The sequence below is a fragment of the Actinacidiphila acidipaludis genome, assembly GCF_019890725.1.
Taxonomy (GTDB): domain Bacteria; phylum Actinomycetota; class Actinomycetes; order Streptomycetales; family Streptomycetaceae; genus Actinacidiphila; species Actinacidiphila acidipaludis.
This window is the reverse complement of the sequence record NZ_JAINZZ010000017.1, coordinates 43315-64295: the sequence shown is the minus strand read 5'-3', so window position 1 is coordinate 64295 and position 20981 is coordinate 43315. Positions and strand designations below refer to the sequence as shown.

Below are 20981 nucleotides of genomic sequence, written 5' to 3'. Positions count from 1 at the left end.
CCCCCTCAGCGTGGGCGTAGACATCACGTCGGTCAGAGAGCGCTCTCACGCACGCTGGGGCAGCACGGAGAGAGCGCACCCGGTTCACCCCCACCCAGAGCCGACTCGACAGGAGCCCACGACATGAGGGTCACCCCACGCGACCTCTTGCCCGGCCGTAAACGTTTCCGACGATCTCCGCAGGGCATCCTCCTGCTCACGCTGGCGATGATCGCCTCGGTCTATCTCTCGCTCGCCCCGACGTCCTCCCACGCCGACACACCCGTGCTGCTCTCCCAGGGCAAGCCCGCCACGGCCTCGTCGGTACAGGACCCGTTCACCGCCGGCGCCGCCGTGGACGGCGACACGGGAACGCGCTGGTCGAGCCTGGCCGCCGACCCCCAGTGGATCCAGGTCGACCTCGGCACCAGCCAGCCGCTCACCCAGGTGGTACTGAACTGGGAGACGGCCTACGCCAAGGCGTTCCAGATCCAGGCGTCGGACAACGGTTCCACGTGGAACACGCTGTACTCCACGACCACGGGCACCGGCGGCACCCAGACCCTTCCGGTCTCCGGCTCCGGCCGGTACGTGCGGATGTACGGCACCGTGCGTGCCACCCAGTGGGGCTACTCCCTCTGGGAGTTCCAGGTCTACGGCGGTTCGGGCGGCGGCACCCCACCGACCACCTGCGGCACCACCACGGCCGCCCTCGGCAAGCCGGCCACCGCCTCCTCCACGGAGAACGCCGGCACCCCGGCCTCGGCGGCGTTCGACGGCAACGCCGGCACCCGCTGGTCCAGCGCGGCCTCCGACCCGCAGTGGATCCAGGTCGACCTCGGCTCGTCGCAGACGCTCTGCGGGGCACAGCTCATCTGGGAGACGGCGTACGGGAAGGCGTACCAGATCCAGGTGTCGGACACCGGCAACGCCAGTGACTGGCACACCGTGTACTCCACCACCACCGGAGCCGGCGGGACGGAGAACCTGTCGTTCAACGCCACCGGCCGATACGTGCGGATGTACGGGACGGTCCGCGCCACCCAGTGGGGCTACTCCCTGTGGGAGTTCACCATCCTCACCCCGGGCGGCACGAGCACCCCGCCGACCGGCGGCAACGGCAACTGCCCCTGGGTGGGCTCCACCGCGCCGGTCGCCACCCGCGTCGCGCAGGTCATGGCCCAGATGACCAACGCCCAGAAGGTGTCGATCCTGCACGGCAACAACAACTCCTCGCCGTACATCGGCAACATCACCGGCATCCCCTCGCTGTGCATCCCGAACATCGGACTGCAGGACGGCCCCCACGGAGTCGGTGACGGGCTCGGCGGCGTGACGCAGATGCCGTCCGCCAACGCCTCGGCGGCCACCTGGGACACCGCCCTGGAGCAGCAGTACGGCTCGGCGATCGGGGCGGAGTTCGCGGGCAAGGGCGCCCAGGTGGCGCTCGGCCCCACGCTGAACATCGTGCGCGACCCGCGCTGGGGCCGGGCCTTCGAGACGTTCGGCGAGGACCCCTACCTCAACGGGCAGATGGCCGCCGCCGACATCCGCGGCATCCAGAGCCAGGGCGTGATGGCCGAGATGAAGCACGTGGCCGTCTACAACATCGAGAACCCGGCGGGCACGGTCATCGTCGACAAGCGCACCCTGCAGGAGCTGTACCTGCCGGCGTTCCAGGCCGCGGTCCAGCAGGGATCACCGGCGGCCGCCATGTGCGCCTACAGCGTCGTCAACAACGTCCCCGCCTGCCAGAACCCGGACCTGATGAACACCGGGCTCTACCAGCAGGCGAACTTCGGCGGCTTCATCACCAGCGACTGGGGCGGCACCCACTCCACGGTCGAGTCCGCCAACGCCGGCCTTACCGTGGAGATGCCCAACGGCTACTTCTACGCCGACTTCCTCGCCCAGGCCGTCGCCGGCGGCACGGTCAGCCAGGCCACGCTGGACACGATGGTCAGCCGGCTGCTCACGCAGTTCTTCGCCTTCGGCCTCTTCGACAAGGCGCCCAGCGGGTCCCGGGACGCCACCGTCACCACCCCGGCCCACGCGCAGACCGCCCTGCAGGGCGCGGAGGAAGGCGCGGTCCTGCTGAAGAACAACGGCATCCTGCCGCTGTCCACCTCCACCACCCACTCGATCGCGGTGATCGGCTGGGACGGCGGGGCCGGCGTGCAGACGATCGGCGGCGGCAGCGCCACGGTGACCAGCCCCGGCACGGTCTGGCCGATCACCGGCATGCAGAACCGGGTCGCCGGCACGGGCACCACCGTCCAGTACAACGACGCGACCAACCTCGCCTCGGCGGTCAGCCTGGCCCGCAGCTCGGACGTGGCGATCGTCTACGCGTCGGACAACTACGGCAACGAGGAGCACGACACCACCACGCTCGACCTGCCGAACAACGGCGGCGGCTCGGTCAGCCAGAACGACATGATCGCCCAGGTGGCGGCCGCGAACCCGCACACCATCGTGGTGCTGAACAACAACTCGGCGATCAACATGCCCTGGCTCAACTCGGTCGCCGGCGTCTTCGAGGCCTTCTACCCGGGCCAGCAGATCGGCACGGCCATGGCCGCGCTGATCTTCGGCGACGTCAACCCGTCCGGCAAGCTCCCCGTCACCTTCCCCAAGTCGCTGGCCGACGTGCCCGCGAACACGGCGGCGCAGTGGCCCGGCGCCAACGGGCAGGTGCAGTACAGCGAGGGGCTGAACGTCGGCTACAAGTGGTACGACACGAAGAACATCCAGCCGCTCTTCCCGTTCGGCTTCGGTCTGTCGTACACCACCTTCGGCTTCAGCAACCTGCAGGTGGGGGCGCTCTCCGGGAACACCGCGACCGTCCATGTGACGGTGACCAACACCGGGTCGCGCGCCGGCACGGACGTCGCCCAGCTCTACGTCGGCGATCCGGCGTCCACAGGTGAGCCGGTCCACCAGCTCCGGGGCTTCCAGCGCGTGACCCTCAACCCCGGGCAGGCGCAGACGCTGACGTTCACGGTCAGCACCCACGACCTGGCCTACTGGAACACCGGCAGCGGCAACTGGACCACCGCCGCGGGCGCCTACCAGATCCTGGTCGGCGACTCCTCGCGCAACCTGCCGGTGTCCGGCACCCTGACCGTGCCGACCACCGTCAACGGTGCGGCGGCCGCCCCGCAGACGGCCGGGACGGCGGCGAAGGCGGCCACCGCGGCGGGCACGGACGGCGGGACGGCTCCGGTGACACAGCCGCTGGCCGTGCCGAACCCGTACGGCATGAGCAGCCCTCTGCACCACGCGGTCGACTGGGTCCTCGACCCGAACGCCACCGGTCTGACCTACACCGCGACCGGTCTGCCGCCGGGTCTCGCTCTCAGTCCGTCGGGCCGGTTCACCGGCGCGGCCACGGGCCAGGGCACGTTCACGGTGACGGTCACCGCGCGGAACGCGAGCGGGTCGACGGGAGCGGCCACCTTCGTGTGGACGGTGACCTGAGCACCTGAGCGGACCTGCGCGGTCCGGTGATGCCGGAGCGGCCCGGCATGATCCGAGCCGCTCCGGCAAGTGCGCGGTCCGGCCGGGACGCCCCGGCCGGACCGCTCCCGTGCGATAGTCGTAGCCATGCGCGATGAGGTGGCTCCGCTGCTGAACCGCTTCCTGGACGAGATGCGGGAGGCGGTACCTCTCGAAGCGCTCTGGGCCCACGGCTCCCTCGCGCTGGGGGACTTCCGGCCCGGACGCAGCGACCTCGACATGATCGCCGTCATCGCGTCACCCGCTGGCAGCGCCGAACGCCATCGGCTCCAGGCCATCCACCACGCGCTGGAGGCCGACGACCCGCAGGCCGCCAAACTGCACTGCTCCTACATGGTCCGCGGTGCGCTCACCGACACCTCCACCCGCCACCTGACGTGGGCTCATCGTGAGCTGACGACGCGGGCGGTGACGCCGGTCAGCCGCCGCGAGCTGCGCACGGGCGACCTGAGCCTGTTCGGGCCGCCGCCCTCCGCGCTCCTGCCGGACGTCGGCGACGCCGAACTGGCCGAGTTCGTCCGCCACGACCTGCGGACCTTCTGGCTCCCCGCCACGCTCCGGCCGACGATCTGGCTGCGGGACGTCTGGGTGGACCTCGGCGCGCTCACCACCGCGCGGGCCAGCGTCACCCTGGCCGACGGCCGTCTGATCAGCAAGGGCGAGGCCCTCGATGTGCTGCCCACGCTCGGGGCGCCACAGGAACTCGTCGACGAAATCCGCGCACGGCGCTACGCCTCGCCGGAGACCCTGAACGCACCCCAGCGGGTACGGCGCGCCCGCCAGACCCGGGCGTTCACGCGGTCGGCGATCCAGCGGGTGCTGGCGTCATAGCCGTCGCCCTCGCTGCCCTCATAGTGGCTGCCCGTGCGATGAGGGGTGCCCTCCCGGGCCGGGCGAGCGGGGTCGCGTGCGGAGCCTTCGGCATGCGGCACGCGGCCTGCTGCATCCAGTTTGCGCGGCGCGGGACGCGATCGGGGGCACGTGAGAAGCGCTCAGGCCAGGCCCTTGCCGCCCGCCGGTGCCGTGGTGAGGCTATGCAGGACCTCGGCCTTGATCGCGCCGGGCGTCAGGGCGACGGCTTTCGGGACGCCCGTGTTCCACTCCTCCGCGAACTCCTTCACCCCGTCCCGGAAGACACGGCGCAGCACGAACCCGCCGAGTACGGCGGCGACCGCGGCCGGCGGCCGGGCCCAGCCGCGGCCCCGCGCGGTGACGACGACCTCGGTCTTCCAGCGGGCGTGCTTCGTCTCGGTCATCCTCACGTGCACAGCCGCCTTGACGAGCGGATGGCGCAGTTCGGCCGTCAGCGGCGGCCGGCTGCCGGGCTCGGCCGCCCACCACGCCCGCAGATCGAGCGCGCCCTTCGTCCGGCCGCGCCGGTACCGGGCCCGGGTGCCCGCCCCGCGGAAGTCCGCGGACCACCGCAGCGTCGCCGGCCCGTCGACGGACCGCAGCTCCCCTTCGCCGCGCAGCCGCAGGTCAGGGGCCTTCCCGTCGTACCGCAGGCGGACGACGGAGGACCGGTCCCATGCTCGGACGTCCACGCGGTGGGTGGCGGGGACGCCGTCGGCGTCGACGTCCTCGATCAGGTACCGGGCGCCGGCGCCGATGTGGTGGCCGGCGGTGATCCGCAGCCCCTGCACGCGCTCGGTCCCGGCGAACAGGTGGCCGCGCTCCTCCCGCAGTTCCTCGACCGCGTCCACCACGGCGGCGAGCGCCGCCTCCAGCCACTTCCGCGGCACGGGTTCCAGTACGACCGTATGCCGAAGCGTCACCATCCCCGGATCGTGCCAGCCCCGCCCGGTCTCACGGAAGAGCCCGGCCACCGTCCGTCCAGCAGACCGGAGTCGCCATGCCCCCGCTGATGCGCCTGACCGCCGTCACCCTCGACTGCCCCGACCCCCTGGCCCTGCTCGCCTTCTACCAGCAGGCCACCGACCTCGAACCCCACCCCAAGTCCGACGCCGACTTCGCGGGCATCACCTGTGCCGACGGTCTCTTCGTCGGTTTCCAGCGGGTCGACGGCCACCGACCGCCCAGTTGGCCGGACCAGACCACCCCGCAACAGCTCCACCTCTGCTTCGCCGTCGACGACCTGGACGCGGCCGAGGCCCGCCTGCTCGCCCTGGGCGCCGCGAAACCCGCCCACCAGCCCGGACCCTCCCGCTGGCGCGTCCTCACCGACCCCGCCGGCCACCCGTTCTGCATCGTCGTCGTACGACCCTGACCACCCGGTCCGAGGTCGGAGGCCCGCCACCTGGGACGACCCGCAACGCTCAGTCCCACCACTGCACGACGAGCAGGCCCCGACGGGACGCCTGCGCGTAGAAACGGCGCAGAAGCGTCAGATGCGTCCGCAGGTAGGCACGCGGATCGCCGAGGCCTTCGGCCGCGCGGCCGAGCAGCGTCGCCGCCTTCCGGGGGTCCTGGGGCACGGCCGCGAGAAGGCGTTCCGGATCGATCTCCGCGAGCAGCGCGCCCACCCGGGCGACTCCGTCCGCGGTGAGCGCGGTGGGCGCCGGACCGAAGGGGCCGATGCCGTGCGGGGGCGCGGAGAGGAATCCGAGGTCGAGTTCGGCGTCGCCGTCGGTCGCCGGCACGAGCGCCTCCTGCTGTGCGGGGTCGAGGCCGGCCACCTCACCCGCGCGTTCCAGCAGGGCCGGCGCCCAGTCCAGGTCCAGGCAGTCGGACGACGGAGGGTCCCACTGCGGGTCGCCGTCCGGTGACGCGCTCGCGGACCGCCGGCACGCGGCGAGGTACTCCTCGGTGACGCGCGCGAGCTGCTGGGTGACGGCCATGGCGGCAGTATGCGGGTCTCCCGCCGGATCAGCCGGTCACCGGGCCGGTCGTCCCCGTGCCCGGGTCATTCCGGGTCGCGGAGGTACTGGAGGACGGCGAGGACGCGGCGGTTGTCGTCGGTGGCGGCGGGGAGGTCCAGCTTGGTGAAGATGCTGTTGATGTGCTTGCTGACCGCGTTCTCGGAGACGAACAGGGCCGAGGCGATACCGGCGTTGGAGCGGCCCTCGGCCATCAGGGACAGGACCTCGCGTTCGCGGGCGGTGAGCCGGGCGAGCGGCTCCCGGCCGTCGAGCCGGGTGACCATCGCTGCCACCACCTTCGGGTCGAGCACCGTCGCACCCGCCGCGACCTGCCGCACGGTCGCGATGAAGTCCGGCACGTTCCCGACCCGGTCCTTCAGCAGATAGCCGATCGCGCCCTCGCCGGACCGCAGCAACTCCCGTGCGTAGAGCTGCTCCACGTACTGGCTGAGCACCAGGACCGGCAGCCCGGGCCGGCGGGTCCTGGCCTCGATCGCGGCGACCAGGCCCTCGTTGGTGAAGGTCGGCGGCATCCGCACGTCGACCACCGCGATGTCCACCGGCTCGGACTCCAGGACGCGCGTCAGCTCCTCGACATCGCCGACCGCCGCCACCACCTCGAAGTCGTGCGCCAGGAACAGCCGGGTCAGGCCGTCCCTGAGGAGGGCGAGATCCTCGGCGATGACAACGCGCACCGTACCTCCATGGTCACCTGGGTCGGGCCGCCCGCCGGACTGTCCACGGTGAGGGTGCCGTCGAAGACCTCCAGGCGCCGCACGACCCCGAGCAGCCCGGTTCCCGCGCCCAGGTCCGCACCCCCGCAGCCGTCGTCGCCGACGAGCACGGTCAGCGTATCGTCGTCGTGAACGAGCCTGACCCAGGCCCGGGTTGCCCGGCTGTGCTTGACCACGTTGGCCAGGCACTCGGTCACCGCGAAGTACACCGCCGACTCCACGGGCGCCTGCAGCCGGCCCGGCACGTCCGCGGTGACGGTCACCGGCACCGACAGGTCCAGGGCCACCGCCTCCAGCGCGCCCACCAGCCCCCGGTCGGCGAGCACCGGCGGCTGGATCCCCTCCATGACCGAGCGCAGCTCGGCCAGCGCCGTCAGCGTGGTGGCCCGCGCCTCCACCAGCAGTTCGGCGACGGCTCCCGGGTCGCGGTCGAGGAGCTGGCTCGCCAGGCCGAGGTTCATCGCGAGGGACACCATGCGGGCCTGCGCGCCGTCGTGCAGGTCCCGCTCGATCCGCTTGAGCTCGGCGGCCTGCACGTCCAGCGCGCTGCTGCGGGTGCGGCTGAGCACCGCGATCCGGCCGGCCAGCTCCCGCTCCCGCGCGGCCGCCGGACGCCGCCGCCACAGCAGGTGCGCCAGCCACACGAGGGCCGCCGCGGGGACAGTGACACCCGGCCAGAACCAGCCCCCGCCGGACAGCACCCACACCGCCAGGTCGAGCAGGCAGTAGACGACGGTCAGCGCGCCGTGCACCGCGATGGCACGCTCACCGCGCGGCCTGCGCAGCCCCCAGCGGATGCCGTACTGGGCGGCGAGGCTGACCGCCAGGCCGAACCACACCCAGCGGGGCCAGTAGTACTGCGGACGCTGCGACGCCCACACCGCGGTCGTGCCCAGCCCTGCCACCACCGTCAGCCCGCACTGCGCCACCAGCATCGCGCCCCAGCCGCGCCCGCGTACGCCCGAGCCGGGCGGTGGCACACGCCGACCGCCCGGCTGGAGCCCTTCCGCCGTGCCCGTCACGAGGCCGCCCCGCGCAGCGCACCCGTCATCGGCCGCCGCACCGCCCGCCGGGTCGCGGTCATGCTCGTGGCCACCGTGAGGGCCACGACACCCGCGACCACCGCGAGGTACACACCGGCCGAGGTGTCCGGCAGCGCGCGGTCGGACACCGCCACGCTGTAGGGGACCACCGTCAGCAGCGCCGCGACCGAGCCGAACACGATCCCCGTGACCAGCACCAGCGCGGTCTCCGCGCCGACCAGCCGCAGGATCTGCCGCGGCGTCGCCCCGGTCAGCCGCAGCCGGGCGAACTCCCCACGACGGCCCGCGATCTCGGCCACCAGCAGGTTCACCAGCATGACCGCGGCGAACACCGCGATCATCCCCACCACCACGTAGTTCAGCATCTCCGTGCCCTCGTCGTCGGCCGCGGCAGGGTGCCGCCCCCCGTTCCAGATCGCCTCCATGGACAGGGTGCCGGTGGAGATCGCCGTGCACACGACGATCGGCATCATCGGCGTCGCCGCCCGCTGCAGCCGCTGCCGCACGCCCAGCATCCCGAGCTGCGCCGCCGGACCGCCCAGCGCGGCCAGCAGCGGGGCGAGCAGCGCGGCCGCGCCGCGCAGCAGGACCGGCGCCAGCAGCGCAAAGCCCAGCGACGCGAGGATGGCGCCCTCGGCCGCCACCGACTGCGTCACCATCTGCTCGCCGTCCATCACGGTCATGGTCGTCACACCGCAGTTGACGCCCGCGACCACCAGAAGGATGCCCGCCACCAGCCGGAAGCGGCTCATCCGCCGCCCGCCCGCCGACGCCTCGGTGAGCGCGCCCCGCGCACTGCGCCGGGCCCAGCGCCGGCCGGTCAGCCACGCCGCGGCCAGCGCCGCCACCAGGCAGCCGCCCGCGCCGATGGAGAGCGCGGCCGCACCGAACCGGTAGTGCGTGCCGTCCGCGATCTGCCCCGAGTGCCGCAGCGCCGCCAGCAGCCCGGCGCCGGCCCCGAAGCCGACGGGAACCGCCGCCACCACACCGAGCAGGCCGACCAGGGCCACCTCGCCGAGCAGCAACCGCGTCACCTGGCCGGGCGTCGCGCCCACCGTGCGCAGCAGCGCCAGTTCGCCGGCCCGCTGCCGGGCGGCCACCGCCACGGTCGTGGCCACCGCCGAGGCGACGATCACCGCGCCCCAGCCGCCGACCACGGAGGCCATGATGCCAAGCGCCGAACGATCGGCGTCCGTCACGCCCGGGCCGCCCGCGGTGTCCAGCAGCGACGCGAACGCCATGAGGATCGCCGCGCCCAGGAACACCGAGACGAAGGCCGCGACGAAGCCGCCCGAGCGGTGCCGGATCGAGGCCCGTGCCAGTCCGGTCATCGCGCCGCCCCCGTTCCGGCGTGGCGGGACGCGACGACCTCGTCGAGCCGGGTCATCCGCCGGGCCACCTCGTCGGCGTCCGGCGCGGCCAGCCGGTCCACGATCCGGCCGTCGGCGAGGAAGACGACGGATTCGGCGCAGGCCGCCGCCACCGGGTCGTGGGTCACCATCACCACGGTCTGGCCGAACTCGCGCACCGCCTCCTGGAGCAGCCGCAGCACCTGCCGCCCGCTCGCGGTGTCCAGCGCGCCTGTCGGCTCGTCCGCGAACAGCACCGCGGGCCGGCTCACCAGCGCCCGGGCGATCGCCACCCGCTGCTGCTGGCCACCCGAGAGCTCCGCCGGGCGCCGCTCCGCCAGCTCCGAGATCCCGAGCACGCCGAGCACGGTGGCGCACTCCTTGCGGGCGGGCCGGCGCCCGGCCAGCCGCTGCGGCAGCGTCACGTTCTGGGCCACCGTCAGATACGGGACCAGGTTGTACTGCTGGAACACGAAGCCGACGCGACCGCGGCGGAACCGGGTCACGGCCGCCTCCCCGCCCGACGGCAGCTCCTCGCCGCCGACCAGGACCCGGCCCGAGGTCGGCGTCTCCAGCCCGGCCGCGCACTGCAGCAGCGTGCTCTTCCCCGAACCCGACGGGCCCATCACCGAGGTGAAGCTCCCCGCGGGCAGGGTCAGCGAGACCGCGTCGAGCGCGGTCACCGGACGCGACGTCCCCTCGTACACCTTCGTCAGCGCTTCCAGCCGCAGCGCCTCGGCCGCCCGCGGCGGGCCTGCCGTCGTCACCCCGTACATGCTCGTCCCCTTCGTCGTCCGGCGTCACGGGCCGGCGTCTCGTCCGGCCCCACGGAGCGCGCGAAGGCCCCCGGATGTCCGGGGAGTTCAGGGGTTTCCCCCGCTTCGGCCGCGCTTCCCGATGCCTTCGAAACTACGGACCGCGCAGGTCAGGGGACATGACAGCAGCATCCCGTTCCCACCCTGCAGAAAACACCACCCCCGCACTGAACGAAAGCGCCGCGGCGGTGGCAGGGGCGCCCGGTTGACGCAGAGGGGACAGGAGGGCAAGCCCGTCCAGGCGACGGCCCGGCGAACCGGGTAGCCCCAGCGGGTGAGGGCCCGCACGACGGTCTCGGCGCCGACGGGGTTGGCGCTGTGGACGAAGAGGGTGCCGATCAGGAAGGGGCACCCGTGCCCCCCAGAATCACCGGTGCCGCCGCCTGCTCCCCCTCCACGCCTCCGCCCCCCGCACGGTGCCCGGGACGGAGTACGCCCGTCACTCTCAGTCGATGCAGAACTCGTTGCCCTCGACGTCCTGCATCGCGATGCAGGACTCGTTCTCCTCGTCGGCGACCAGCACCTGCACGCACACCGCGCCGAGCGCCTCCAGGCGGGCGCACTCGGCCTTGAGGACGGCGAGGCGGTCCTCGCCGACGAGCCCGGTGCCGACGCGCACGTCGAGGTGCACCCGGTTCTTGACGACCTTGCCTTCGGGAACCCGCTGGAAGTACAGCCGGGGACCCACGCCCGTGGGGTCACTGCACGCGAACCACGCGTCCTGCTTATCGGCCGGCAGCGAGGCGTTGTACGCGTCCCACGTGTCGAACCCCTCCGGGGGCGGCGGTGCGACGTACCCCAGCACCTCGCACCAGAAGCGGGCCACGCGCTCGGGCTGCGCACAGTCGAAGGTCACCTGGAACTGCTTGATCGACGCCATCGGCCCACCCTAGCGGCGCCCCCACCCACCCTTCACCGGGATATCGGAGAGCCGCGGCGAGGTGCGGGACCCATCAGGTCTGGGCCATGTCGACGAAGCGGGAGTAGTGGCCCTGGAAGGCGACGGTGATGGTCGCGGTGGGGCCGTTGCGGTGCTTGGCCACGATGAGGTCCGCCTCGCCGGCGCGGGGGGACTCCTTCTCGTAGGCGTCCTCGCGGTGCAGCAGGATCACCATGTCGGCGTCCTGCTCGATGGAGCCGGACTCGCGCAGGTCGGAGACCATCGGCTTCTTGTCGGTGCGCTGTTCGGGGCCACGGTTGAGCTGGGACAGCGCGATCACCGGCACCTCGAGCTCCTTGGCCAGCAGCTTGAGGTTACGGGACATGTCCGAGACCTCCTGCTGGCGGCTCTCCGGGCGGCGCGAGCCGCCCGACTGCATCAGCTGGAGGTAGTCGATGACGACCAGGCGCAGGTCGTTGCGCTGCTTCAGACGCCGGCACTTCGCCCGGATCTCCATCATCGACAGGTTCGGCGAGTCGTCGATGTAGAGCGGCGCCTCGGTCACGTCCGACATCCGGCGGGCGACCTTGGTCCAGTCGTCGTCCGTCATCGTGCCCGATCGCATGTGGTGCAGCGCGACCCGCGCCTCCGCCGACAGCAGACGCATCGCGATCTCGTTGCGCCCCATCTCCAGGGAGAAGATGACGCTGGGCATCTTGTTGGCGATCGAGCAGGCGCGGGCGAAGTCCAGCGCGAGGGTCGACTTGCCCATGGCCGGACGGGCGGCGATGACGATCATCTGGCCCGGGTGCAGGCCGTTGGTGAGGGAGTCGAGGTCGGCGAAGCCGGTCGGCACGCCGGACATCTGGCCGCTGCGCGAGCCGATCGCCTCGATCTCGTCGAGCGCGCCCTCCATGATGTCGCCCAGCGGCAGGTAGTCCTCGGACGTGCGCTGCTCGGTGACCGCGTAGATCTCGGCCTGCGCGCTGTTGACGATCTCGTCGACGTCGCCGTCGGCGGCGTACCCCATCTGCGTGATGCGGGTGCCGGCCTCCACCAGGCGCCGCAGCACGGCGCGTTCGTGGACGATCTCGGCGTAGTACTCGGCGTTGGCGGCGGTGGGCACCGCGTTGACGAGGGTGTGCAGGTACGGCGGGCCGCCGATGCGGGCGATCTCGCCGCGCTTGGTGAGCTCGGCCGCGGTGGTGATGGGGTCCGCGGGCTCACCGCGCGCGTACAGGTCGAGGATCGCGTTGTAGATCGTCTCGTGGGCGGGCCGGTAGAAGTCCTGGCCCTTGAGCACCTCGACGACGTCGGCGATCGCGTCCTTGGACAGCAGCATGCCGCCGAGCACGGACTGTTCGGCGTCCAGGTCCTGCGGGGGGACGCGTTCGAAGCCGCCGCCGCCCTCGGTGAACCGGCCCTCGTCGGAGGAGCCCTGAGTCCCCTTCTTACGGAAGGGCCTGACGGCCTGTGAGCCGTCCGGCGGGAGGTCGGACCAGGGTCCGTCGGTGGGTTCGGGCTGGCTCATGAGCGCCACCTCCCTCCCGTCCGACCGGTCCGTCGAACCGCGTGCGTGCCACTCTTTCACGGCACGGCTGACTACAACTGCGCCACCCGGCTTCCGCTCGCGACGCGTCGGGGGGACGGTCCACGGTAGGCCCCTCGGGCACCCGCACCAACCTCGTTATCCACAGGGGGTGTGGACGACGGCGGCATAGCTGTGGAGAACTGCCCCCAACCTGTGCACGAGCCTTGGGACAGCGCTGTGGACAAGCAGAAAATCTGCTAGCAGCACACCTGCTGACCTGCTGGTTCTCCATCCATAGCCTGTGCAGGAGAAAAACTTTCGCAGCCGGATCAAGATCACGACAAACAACGCGGAGGAGATCACTCTACGCAGTCGCGAGTAATGATCAGCATGCTACTTCACCTCTTACTTGTGGACGATTATGCTGATGCTGTGAACGCGGCACCCTCCCCCTCGGAACCGTCCTCGGCGACGCCTGCGCCCGCCGTCCTGCGGGACCGCCCTTCGAAGCGGTCCGGGCGGCGCCACGACCGCGAGATCCTCGCCCTGGCGCTCCCCGCGTTCGGCGCCCTGGTCGCCGAGCCGCTCTTCGTCATGGCCGACAGCGCGGTGGTCGGTCACCTCGGCACCGCCCAGCTCGCCGGACTCGGCGTGGCGGCCGCGCTGCTCACCACAGCCGTCAACGTCTTCATCTTCCTGGCCTACGCCACCACCGCGGCCGTCGCCCGCCGGGTCGGCGCCGGCGACCTGCGGGCGGCCCTGCGCCAGGGCGTCGACGGCATCTGGCTCGCCCTGCTGCTGGGAGCCGTGGTGGTAGCGGCCGTGCTGCCCGCCGCTCCCGCCCTCTCCCACCTCGCCGGTGCGTCGGACACGGCCGCCCCGTACGCCACCACTTATCTGCGCATCAGCGCCTTCGGCATCCCCGCGATGTTGGTGGTGCTGGCCGCGACCGGCGTGCTGCGCGGGCTGCAGGACACCCGCACCCCGCTGTATGTGGCGGTCGGGGGCTTCACCGTCAACGCCGGACTCAACGCGGCCCTGGTCTACGGCGCCGGCCTCGGCATCGCGGGCTCGGCCTGGGGCACGGTCATCGCGCAGAACGGCATGGCCGCGGTCTATCTGTGGACGGTCGTACGCGGCATCCGCCGCCAGGCCGCCGCGGACGGGGAAGGCGGAGGTGACGGCGGCGACTGGTGGTCCCTGCTGCGTCCCGACGCGGCGGGGATTCGCGCCTGCGCCCGCGCGGGTGCGCCCCTGCTGGTGCGGACGATCAGCCTGCGGGCGATGCTGCTGATCGCCACCGCGGTGGCCGCCCGGCTCGGTGACACCGCGATCGCCGCCCACCAGATCACCCTCACCGTCTGGTCGCTGCTGGCCTTCGCGCTGGATGCCATCGCCATCGCCGGCCAGGCCATCATCGGCCGCTACCTGGGCGCGGACGATGCCGCCGGGGCACGGGCCGCCTGCCGTCGCATGATCGAGTGGGGTGTCGCCTGCGGCGTGGTGCTGGGCGTGCTGGTGGCTCTCGCCCGCCCGCTCATCGGGCCGCTGTTCAGCTCCGATGCCGCGGTGCAGGGGGCGTTGTCCTCCGCGCTGCTCGTCGTGGCCGTGGGACTGCCCGTCACGGGTGTGGTCTGTGTCCTGGACGGTGTGCTCATGGGCGCGGGCGACGGGCCCTACCTCGCCTGGTCGATGCTGGTGACCCTGGCGGTCTTCACACCCGCCGCGCTGGCCGTGCCCGCCCTGGGCGCGGGCCTGGCGGCGCTGTGGTGGGCGCTGACGCTGATGCTGCTCACCCGGCTGACCGCTCTCTGGCTGCGCGCCCGATCCGGCCGCTGGGTGGTCACCGGCGCCGCGCGCTAGCCGGGCCGCCCGGCAACCACCAGGCAGCCCGGCACTCGGCAGCAGTCACCCGACCGGCACCATGCGCAACCGCGTACAACACCCCTATGGCACGCGAAAGGGCCGGCCCCCCGTTTCCGGGGAGCCGGCCCACTGTTCCACGTGGAACAAATGCCGCGTTACGCAGCCACGACCTCGACGTCGAGGACAGCCTCGACCTCGGGGTGCAGGCGCACCGAGACCTTGTGCGCGCCCAGCGTCTTGATCGGCGAACCGACCTCGACACGGCGCTTGTCCACCGCCGGGCCACCCGCGGTCTTGATCGCCTCGGCGATGTCCGCCGGGGTGACCGAACCGAAGAGGCGGCCGCTGTCGCCCGCACGCGTGCTCAGCTTGACCCGGACGGCCTGCAGCTGAGCCTTGACGGCGTTGGCGTCCTCCAGCGAGTGGATCTCGCGGATGCGACGTGCGCGACGGATCTGCTCGACGTCCTTCTCGCCACCCTTGGTCCACGCGATGGCAAAGCCACGCGGGATCAGGTAGTTGCGGGCGTAGCCCGGCTTGACGTCGACGATGTCGCCGGCGGCACCGAGGCCGCTGACCTCGTTGGTGAGGATGATCTTCGCCATGATGGTCACCCTCCCTTAGCGAGCAGTCGACGTGTACGGCAGCAGCGCCATCTCACGGCTGTTCTTCACGGCCGTGGCGACGTCACGCTGGTGCTGGGTGCAGTTGCCGGTCACGCGGCGGGCACGGATCTTGCCGCGGTCGGAAATGAACTTCCGCAGCATGTTGGTGTCCTTGTAGTCCACGTACACGGTCTTGTCCTTGCAGAACGCGCAGACCTTCTTCTTAGGCTTGCGCGGGGGCGGCTTCGCCATCGTGTTTCTCCTATGCGATCAAGAAGTGTGAGGGTCCGCCCTAGAAGGGCGGCTCGTCCGAGTAGCCGCCGCCGGAGGAACCGGAGCCGCCGCCCCAGCCACCTCCACCGCCCTGCCCACCGGCCGGTGCGCTGGTCGCCCACGGGTCGTCGGCGGGAGCACCGCCGCCGCCCTGCTGGCCGCCGCCGGAGCTTCCGCCCCAGTTGCCGCCACCCTGGCCGCCGCCTCCGTAACCGCCGCCCTGCTGGCCACGGCCGCCACCACTGGTCTTGGTGACCTTGGCCGTCGCGCTGCGCAGGCTGGCGCCCACTTCATCGACATCCAGTTCGTAGACCGTCCGCTTGACGCCGTCACGGTCCTCGTAGGACCGCTGCTTCAGCCGGCCCTGCACGATGACGCGCATGCCTCGCTGGAGCGACTCGGCGACGTTCTCCGCCGCCTGCCGCCAGACCGAGCACGTGAGGAAGAGGCTCTCGCCGTCCTTCCACTCGTTGGTCTGCCGGTCGAAGGTGCGGGGGGTGGACGCGACACGGAACTTCGCGACCGCCGCGCCGGACGGGGTGAAGCGCAGCTCCGGGTCGTCGACGAGATTGCCGACGACCGTGATGACGGTCTCGCCTGCCATGGGATGACCTCTCGACTGACTGTGAGCAGTGCTGGTGACTGCTACTCGAAGTCCGGACTAGTGCAGTTCCGGACGGAGGACCTTGGTCCGCAGCACCGACTCGTTCAGGTTGAGCTGACGGTCGAGCTCCTTGATGACCTCGGGCGTGGCCTTGAGGTCGATGACCGAGTAGATACCCTCGGGCTTCTTGTTGATCTCGTAGGAGAGACGACGACGGCCCCAGGTGTCGACCTTCTCCACGTTGCCGCCGCCGTTGCGGACGACGGACAGGAAGGACTCGATCAGCGGGGAGACAGCGCGCTCCTCGAGATCGGGGTCGAGAATGAGCATGAGCTCGTAGTGACGCATAGGGGAACCCACCTCCTTTGGACTCAGCGGCCACGGCATTTCCGTGGCAGGAGGGTTTGTGCTTGCGTCGCAACGGTAGCGCGGGGCACTGACAATGCGGCCGGAACGGACGATGCCGCCGACAGCGGCCAGTACCGCCCGGGCCGGAGCCCAGGCGCCCACGCAGACACCGGTGCAGACCGTACAGACTACCCGGGTCGGTCCCCCGGGTTGAAATCCAGTCCCTAATGCCCGCAATCTGTACACATCGGGTGTGTAGGGCGCTACACGGCGCCACGGCTCCGAAAGCGGAGGTGCCCCATGGCACAGCATGCGGAACGAACCCAGCGCCACCACTTCACGTTCAACACCGACGGCCGGCCCCATCCCCTGGAGAACACGCTGGTCGCCGTCACGGCGGTGCTCGGCATCATCTCGGTCGCCACCGCGGGCTTCTACAGCCTGCACCTGCTCGCCTCCTGGACGGGCCTGGTGGGCATCCTCACCGGCGGTCTCGGCCAGTTCATCTCGGTGACCACGGCGGAACGGTTCGCGCTTGTCATCGGCCTGGGCCTGGCGGGACTCGGTTTCTACCTCGGGGTGGCGCACGGCGGCCTCTGGTAGCCGTGGCGTCGTCCCGCACTCCGTGAGGACGCCTCACCAACCACGGACGACGACAGACGACAGGGGAAAGGCGGCCCCCCGGACCCCACCGGTCCCTAGCGGCGGCGCTTCCCATGAGCAGTAGGCTTCGGGCCAGTAAGCCCGCAGTCGTGAGCATGGGGAGCGCCCCGCATGAGCCTGACCCTGAGGACCATCAGCCGCGAGCAGCACCTGGCGTACATCCAGAGCCTGCCGTCGGCGAGCCACTGCCAGGTCCCGGCATGGGCTGATGTGAAGAACGAGTGGCGGTCGGAGAACCTCGGCTGGTTCGACGACAGGACCGGTCACATGGTCGGTGCGGGTCTGGTCCTGTACCGGCAGATCCCCAAGGTCAAGCGGTACCTGGCCTACCTCCCCGAGGGCCCGGTGATCAACTGGTACGCGCCCAACCTGGAGGAGTGGCTGCAGCCGATGCTCAGCCACCTGAAGTCCCAGGGCGCCTTCACCGTCAAGATGGGTCCCCCGGTGATCATCCGCAGGTGGGACGCCACCGCGGTCAAGGCCGGCATCGCCGACCCGGACGTCAAGCGGCTGCGGGACGTCGAGGCGACCTTCATCGAGCCGCGCGCCTTCGAGGTCGCGGACCGGCTGCGCCGCATGGGCTGGCAGCAGGGCGAGGACGGCGGCGCGGGCTTCGGCGACGTCCAGCCGCGGTACGTCTACCAGGTCCCGCTGGAGAACCGGTCCCTGGACGACATCCAGAAGAACTTCAACCAGCTGTGGCGCCGCAACATCAAGAAGGCCGAGAAGGCCGGCGTCGAGGTGGTCCAGGGCGGCTACGACGACCTGCCCGTCTGGCAGAACCTCTACGAGATCACCGCGGAGCGCGACCACTTCCGGCCGCGTCCGCTGAGCTACTTCCAGCGGATGTGGACCCGGCTGAACACCGAGGACCCCAACCGCATGCGGCTGTACCTGGCCGTCCACGAGGGCGAGGCGGTCGCGGCCGCCACGATGCTGACCGTGGGCCGCCACGTCTGGTACTCCTATGGCGCCTCCGCCAACCACAAGCGCGAGGTGCGGCCGTCCAACGCGATGCAGTGGCGCATGCTGCGCGACGCGTACGCGATGGGCGCGAGCGTCTACGATCTGCGCGGCATCAGTGACTCCCTCGACGAGACCGACCATCTGTTCGGACTCATTCAGTTCAAGGTGGGCACCGGCGGTCAGGCTGCCGAATACTTGGGCGAGTGGGATTTCCCGCTGAACAAGCTGCTGCACAAGGCTCTCGACATCTACATGTCGCGCCGCTGACGGCCGACTGCACGAAAGGTCCCGACCAGGCGATGGCCCTCACTCTGTACGTCGACACTGCGCGCTGGCGTGCCCACCAGCGGTCCGTGGTCGAGCAGTTCCCCGGAATAGTGCCCGTCTGCAAGGGGAACGGCTACGGCTTCGGGCACGAGCGGCTCGCCGACGAGGCGACCCGGCTGCACTCCGACATGCTGGCCGTGGGCACGACGTACGAGGCCGCCAGGATCAAGGACTACTTCAGCGGTGACCTGCTGGTCCTCACGCCGTACCGGCTCGGCGAGGAGCCGGTGCCGCTGCCGGACCGGGCCATCCGCTCGGTGTCCTCGGTGGAGGGCGTGCGCGGGCTGGTCGGCGCCCGGGTCGTGATCGAGGTCATGAGCTCCATGCGCCGCCACGGCGTCGCCGAGGACGACCTGGTCAAGCTGCACACCGCGATCGACGACGTCCGTCTCGAGGGCTTCGCCATCCACCTGCCGCTGGACCGCACCGACGGCAGCGACGCCGTGGAGGAGGTCTTCGCCTGGATGGAGCGGCTGCGGGCGGCCCGCCTGCCGCTGCACAGCATGTTCGTCAGCCACCTCAAGGCGTCCGAGCTGGCGGCACTGCAGCAGCAGTTCCCGCAGACCCGGTTCCGGGCCAGGATCGGCACCCGGATGTGGCTGGGCGACCACGACGCGACCGAGTACCGCGGCGCGGTGCTGGACGTCACCCGCATCGCAAAGGGCGAGCGCTACGGCTACCGGCAGGAGAAGGCGGCCGCCGACGGGCACCTGGTGGTCGTGGCGGGCGGCACGTCGCACGGTGTCGGCCTGGAGGCGCCCAAGGCGCTGCACGGCCTGATGCCACGGGCCAAGGGCGTGGCGCGGGCCGGCCTGGCCACCGTCAACCGCAACCTGTCCCCGTTCGTGTGGGCGGGCAAGCAGCGGTGGTTCGCCGAGCCGCCGCACATGCAGGTGTCGATCCTCTTCCTGCCCGGCGACGTGGCCCCGCCGGCCGTCGGCGACGAGCTGGTGGCGCACCTGCGGCACACCACCACGCAGGTCGACCGGGTCGTGGAACGGCAGTCGGCGTGACGGCTCGCGGCTGAGGCGCCACCCCGCGTCCGCGGAGTCTCGCCGCACCAGGACACCGGTAAGGCCCGCCATCCCTTGACGGCGGGCCCTTACACACGCATGGGCCGGGGGCGTGCCCGGCCCATGCTACGGCGCCGGGTGCCGCGTTCCCGCGTCGTACCCGGCGTGCTGCGCGGCGTGCTTGGGCTCGTGCGGCACCGGACCCAGCACGAACACGTCCTGGGCGCCGTCCAGCACCCCGCCCGCCGGGTCGTCCTCGCCGTCCTGCCGCAGCACGTCGTACTGCGGCAGCAGCATGTCCCGCACCACCAGGGCGCACAGGTAGAGCAGTCCGAGCAGGTGCAGGCCGACGGCCACGTGGTAGGCGTCGGCGGTCAGACCGTGGTGCTTGCTGCCGGTGACGTACGCCAGCCGCATCCAGATGCCGAGGAAGTACAGGACCTCGGCGCCCTGCCAGATGAGCAGGTCCCGCCAGCGCGGCCGGGCCAGCACGGCCAGCGGCAGCAGCCACAGCACGTACTGCGGGGAGTAGACCTTGTTGCTCAGCACGAGGGCCGCGACGACCAGGAACGCCAGCTGCCCGACCCTCGGGCGGCGCGGCGCGTACAGGGACAGGCCCGCGATGGCCGCGCACAGCAGCAGCATCAGAGCGGTCGCATAGGCGTTGACACTGTTGAGCGGCGTCTGGGCGCGCTCGGAGATGATCAGCCACAGCGAGCCGTAGTCGGTCGGCCGGGTTCTGCTGAAGGTGTAGAACTGCGCCCAGCCGTGCGGGGCGAGCAGCATCACCGGCACGTTGACGACCAGCCAGGCGGCGATCGCGCCGCCCAGGGTGGCGCCGAACGAGCGCAGCCGCCCGGCCCGCAGGCACAGCAGGAACAGCGCGCCCAGCAGCAGCACCGGGTACAGCTTCGCGGCTGTGGCCAGGCCGATGAGCACACCGGCGGCCCCCGGCCGGCCCCGGGACCAGAGCATCAGGCCCGCCGCGGTCAGCGCGACCGCGAACAGGTCCCAGTTGATGGTCGCGGTCAGCGCCAGGGCGGGGGACAGGGCGACGAGCAGTCCGTCCCACGGCCGCCGGCGGTTGGTCCTGGCCACGCACACCACCAGGACGACCGCGCAGATCAGCAGCATCGCGGAGTTGGCGATCCAGTACGCCTGCGCGCTGTGCTGGTCCGAGCCGTGCGGGGTCACCCAGGAGGCGACCTCCATGAACAGGCCGGTGAGCACCGGGTACTCGAGGTAGTGCAGGTCGCTCGACCCGCTGATGGTGTCCGGGATGCGGTCGAAGTACGGCACCAGGTCCGAGCCGAAGCCGCGCTGGGAGTACAGGTGGGGGATGTCGGAGTAGCAGGCGTGGATGTACTGCGGGTCGCCGGCCTGGAACCAGGCCGAGGAGTAGCAGGACGCCTTCTGGGCCATGCCGAGCGCGAACATGCCGATGACGACCAGGACCATCACCCGCATCGGGTTCCACCAGCGGTAGCCGCCGATCCTCGCCCGCCGGCCGATCGGGCCGCCGAGGATCTCGCTGCCCGACGCGGCCAGCGGGTCCTCGTCCGTGGGGCGCACCGGGAGCTCTCGCCGGTCGTCGTCTTCGCGGTCGCGCACGCTCGTCATGGCGCCATCCTGCCGTACGCGACTGTG

Annotated in this window: 20 protein-coding genes; 7 read left to right on the top strand and 13 right to left on the bottom strand. The window is 71.5% G+C overall.

The window, feature by feature from the left end:
- The first annotated feature begins 123 nt into the window (after window positions 1–123).
- Window positions 124–3459, top strand: a complete 3336-nt coding sequence (locus K7862_RS16110) for a discoidin domain-containing protein (RefSeq protein WP_222963288.1) — start codon at window positions 124–126, stop codon at window positions 3457–3459.
- Between the two features lie 126 nt (window positions 3460–3585).
- On the top strand, window positions 3586–4329 hold the full coding sequence (locus K7862_RS16105; protein WP_222963287.1) for a nucleotidyltransferase domain-containing protein: 744 nt from the start codon (window positions 3586–3588) through the stop codon (window positions 4327–4329).
- Between the two features lie 161 nt (window positions 4330–4490).
- Here K7862_RS16105 and K7862_RS16100 read toward each other — a convergent pair whose 3' ends face one another.
- Window positions 4491–5276: a hypothetical protein gene (locus K7862_RS16100; protein ID WP_222963286.1), complete on the bottom strand. Its 786-nt coding sequence runs from the start codon at window positions 5274–5276 to the stop codon at window positions 4491–4493.
- Between the two features lie 74 nt (window positions 5277–5350).
- Between K7862_RS16100 and K7862_RS16095 the strand changes: the two genes are divergently transcribed.
- A complete protein-coding gene (locus K7862_RS16095) occupies window positions 5351–5725 on the top strand; it encodes a VOC family protein (RefSeq protein ID WP_222963285.1) in 375 nt (124 codons plus the stop codon).
- Between the two features lie 49 nt (window positions 5726–5774).
- On the opposite strand, the gene K7862_RS16090 is transcribed toward K7862_RS16095, so the two are convergent.
- The 7 genes from K7862_RS16090 to dnaB all read right to left on the bottom strand — a co-directional run bounded on the left by K7862_RS16090 (window position 5775) and on the right by dnaB (window position 12669).
- Window positions 5775–6296 (bottom strand): YfbM family protein, encoded by a 522-nt coding sequence (locus K7862_RS16090; RefSeq protein ID WP_222963284.1) that lies wholly within the window; start codon window positions 6294–6296, stop codon window positions 5775–5777.
- Between the two features lie 65 nt (window positions 6297–6361).
- Window positions 6362–7012 (bottom strand): LuxR C-terminal-related transcriptional regulator, encoded by a 651-nt coding sequence (locus K7862_RS16085; RefSeq protein WP_222963283.1) that lies wholly within the window; start codon window positions 7010–7012, stop codon window positions 6362–6364.
- Window positions 6964–8031 (bottom strand): sensor histidine kinase, encoded by a 1068-nt coding sequence (locus K7862_RS16080; RefSeq protein WP_222963282.1) that lies wholly within the window; start codon window positions 8029–8031, stop codon window positions 6964–6966. The genes K7862_RS16085 and K7862_RS16080 overlap by 49 nt, the downstream gene beginning before the upstream one ends.
- 38 nt (window positions 8032–8069) lie before the next feature.
- Entirely contained in the window at window positions 8070–9425 is a 1356-nt protein-coding gene (locus K7862_RS16075) for an FtsX-like permease family protein (RefSeq protein WP_222963281.1), read from the bottom strand.
- Window positions 9422–10219: an ABC transporter ATP-binding protein gene (locus K7862_RS16070; protein ID WP_222963280.1), complete on the bottom strand. Its 798-nt coding sequence runs from the start codon at window positions 10217–10219 to the stop codon at window positions 9422–9424. Before K7862_RS16070 ends, K7862_RS16075 begins: the two co-directional genes overlap by 4 nt.
- A gap of 484 nt (window positions 10220–10703) precedes the next feature.
- A complete protein-coding gene (locus K7862_RS16065; RefSeq protein ID WP_222963279.1) occupies window positions 10704–11138 on the bottom strand; it encodes a VOC family protein in 435 nt (144 codons plus the stop codon).
- A 73-nt stretch (window positions 11139–11211) separates the two neighbouring features.
- Window positions 11212–12669: a replicative DNA helicase gene (gene dnaB / locus K7862_RS16060; protein WP_222963278.1), complete on the bottom strand. Its 1458-nt coding sequence runs from the start codon at window positions 12667–12669 to the stop codon at window positions 11212–11214.
- A gap of 390 nt (window positions 12670–13059) precedes the next feature.
- On the opposite strand from dnaB, the gene K7862_RS16055 reads away from it, so the two are divergent.
- A complete protein-coding gene (locus K7862_RS16055) occupies window positions 13060–14532 on the top strand; it encodes an MATE family efflux transporter (protein WP_222963277.1) in 1473 nt (490 codons plus the stop codon).
- A gap of 158 nt (window positions 14533–14690) precedes the next feature.
- On the opposite strand, the gene rplI is transcribed toward K7862_RS16055, so the two are convergent.
- From rplI to rpsF, 4 genes are read right to left on the bottom strand one after another with little or no spacing between them, the layout of a single operon-like run.
- Window positions 14691–15140, bottom strand: a complete 450-nt coding sequence (rplI, locus tag K7862_RS16050) for a 50S ribosomal protein L9 (RefSeq protein ID WP_222963276.1) — start codon at window positions 15138–15140, stop codon at window positions 14691–14693.
- Window positions 15141–15155: 15 nt separating this feature from the next.
- Complete coding sequence (gene rpsR / locus K7862_RS16045; RefSeq protein ID WP_031512678.1) at window positions 15156–15392, bottom strand: 30S ribosomal protein S18; 237 nt, start codon at window positions 15390–15392, stop codon at window positions 15156–15158.
- Between the two features lie 40 nt (window positions 15393–15432).
- The gene (locus K7862_RS16040; RefSeq protein ID WP_222963275.1) at window positions 15433–16017 is read right to left on the bottom strand and encodes a single-stranded DNA-binding protein; all 585 of its coding nucleotides are present in this window, start codon (window positions 16015–16017) and stop codon (window positions 15433–15435) included.
- Between the two features lie 57 nt (window positions 16018–16074).
- Window positions 16075–16365, bottom strand: a complete 291-nt coding sequence (gene rpsF, locus K7862_RS16035) for a 30S ribosomal protein S6 (RefSeq protein WP_222963274.1) — start codon at window positions 16363–16365, stop codon at window positions 16075–16077.
- Between the two features lie 300 nt (window positions 16366–16665).
- Between rpsF and K7862_RS16030 the strand changes: the two genes are divergently transcribed.
- The 3 genes from K7862_RS16030 to K7862_RS16020 all read left to right on the top strand — a co-directional run bounded on the left by K7862_RS16030 (window position 16666) and on the right by K7862_RS16020 (window position 19334).
- Window positions 16666–16968: a hypothetical protein gene (locus K7862_RS16030; protein ID WP_222963273.1), complete on the top strand. Its 303-nt coding sequence runs from the start codon at window positions 16666–16668 to the stop codon at window positions 16966–16968.
- Window positions 16969–17139: 171 nt separating this feature from the next.
- Window positions 17140–18261 (top strand): lipid II:glycine glycyltransferase FemX, encoded by a 1122-nt coding sequence (locus tag K7862_RS16025; RefSeq protein ID WP_222963272.1) that lies wholly within the window; start codon window positions 17140–17142, stop codon window positions 18259–18261.
- Window positions 18262–18293: 32 nt separating this feature from the next.
- Window positions 18294–19334, top strand: a complete 1041-nt coding sequence (locus K7862_RS16020) for an alanine racemase (protein ID WP_222963271.1) — start codon at window positions 18294–18296, stop codon at window positions 19332–19334.
- 126 nt (window positions 19335–19460) lie between these two features.
- On the opposite strand, the gene K7862_RS16015 is transcribed toward K7862_RS16020, so the two are convergent.
- Window positions 19461–20954: a glycosyltransferase family 87 protein gene (locus tag K7862_RS16015; RefSeq protein WP_222963270.1), complete on the bottom strand. Its 1494-nt coding sequence runs from the start codon at window positions 20952–20954 to the stop codon at window positions 19461–19463.
- Window positions 20955–20981 lie beyond the last annotated feature (27 nt).

Bases quoted from the DNA above. Each gene is read 5' to 3' on its own strand.
- K7862_RS16110 (WP_222963288.1), top strand. From the start codon at position 124: ATGAGGGTCACCCCACGCGACCTCTTGCCCGGCCGTAAACGTTTCCGA.
- K7862_RS16105 (WP_222963287.1), top strand. From the start codon at position 3,586: ATGCGCGATGAGGTGGCTCCGCTGCTGAACCGCTTCCTGGACGAGATG.
- K7862_RS16100 (WP_222963286.1), bottom strand. From the start codon at position 5,276: ATGGTGACGCTTCGGCATACGGTCGTACTGGAACCCGTGCCGCGGAAG.
- K7862_RS16095 (WP_222963285.1), top strand. From the start codon at position 5,351: ATGCCCCCGCTGATGCGCCTGACCGCCGTCACCCTCGACTGCCCCGAC.
- K7862_RS16090 (WP_222963284.1), bottom strand. From the start codon at position 6,296: ATGGCCGTCACCCAGCAGCTCGCGCGCGTCACCGAGGAGTACCTCGCC.
- K7862_RS16075 (WP_222963281.1), bottom strand. From the start codon at position 9,425: ATGACCGGACTGGCACGGGCCTCGATCCGGCACCGCTCGGGCGGCTTC.
- K7862_RS16070 (WP_222963280.1), bottom strand. From the start codon at position 10,219: ATGTACGGGGTGACGACGGCAGGCCCGCCGCGGGCGGCCGAGGCGCTG.
- K7862_RS16065 (WP_222963279.1), bottom strand. From the start codon at position 11,138: ATGGCGTCGATCAAGCAGTTCCAGGTGACCTTCGACTGTGCGCAGCCC.
- dnaB (WP_222963278.1), bottom strand. From the start codon at position 12,669: ATGAGCCAGCCCGAACCCACCGACGGACCCTGGTCCGACCTCCCGCCG.
- K7862_RS16055 (WP_222963277.1), top strand. From the start codon at position 13,060: ATGCTACTTCACCTCTTACTTGTGGACGATTATGCTGATGCTGTGAAC.
- rplI (WP_222963276.1), bottom strand. From the start codon at position 15,140: ATGGCGAAGATCATCCTCACCAACGAGGTCAGCGGCCTCGGTGCCGCC.
- rpsR (WP_031512678.1), bottom strand. From the start codon at position 15,392: ATGGCGAAGCCGCCCCCGCGCAAGCCTAAGAAGAAGGTCTGCGCGTTC.
- K7862_RS16040 (WP_222963275.1), bottom strand. From the start codon at position 16,017: ATGGCAGGCGAGACCGTCATCACGGTCGTCGGCAATCTCGTCGACGAC.
- rpsF (WP_222963274.1), bottom strand. From the start codon at position 16,365: ATGCGTCACTACGAGCTCATGCTCATTCTCGACCCCGATCTCGAGGAG.
- K7862_RS16030 (WP_222963273.1), top strand. From the start codon at position 16,666: ATGGCACAGCATGCGGAACGAACCCAGCGCCACCACTTCACGTTCAAC.
- K7862_RS16025 (WP_222963272.1), top strand. From the start codon at position 17,140: ATGAGCCTGACCCTGAGGACCATCAGCCGCGAGCAGCACCTGGCGTAC.
- K7862_RS16020 (WP_222963271.1), top strand. From the start codon at position 18,294: ATGGCCCTCACTCTGTACGTCGACACTGCGCGCTGGCGTGCCCACCAG.
- K7862_RS16015 (WP_222963270.1), bottom strand. From the start codon at position 20,954: ATGACGAGCGTGCGCGACCGCGAAGACGACGACCGGCGAGAGCTCCCG.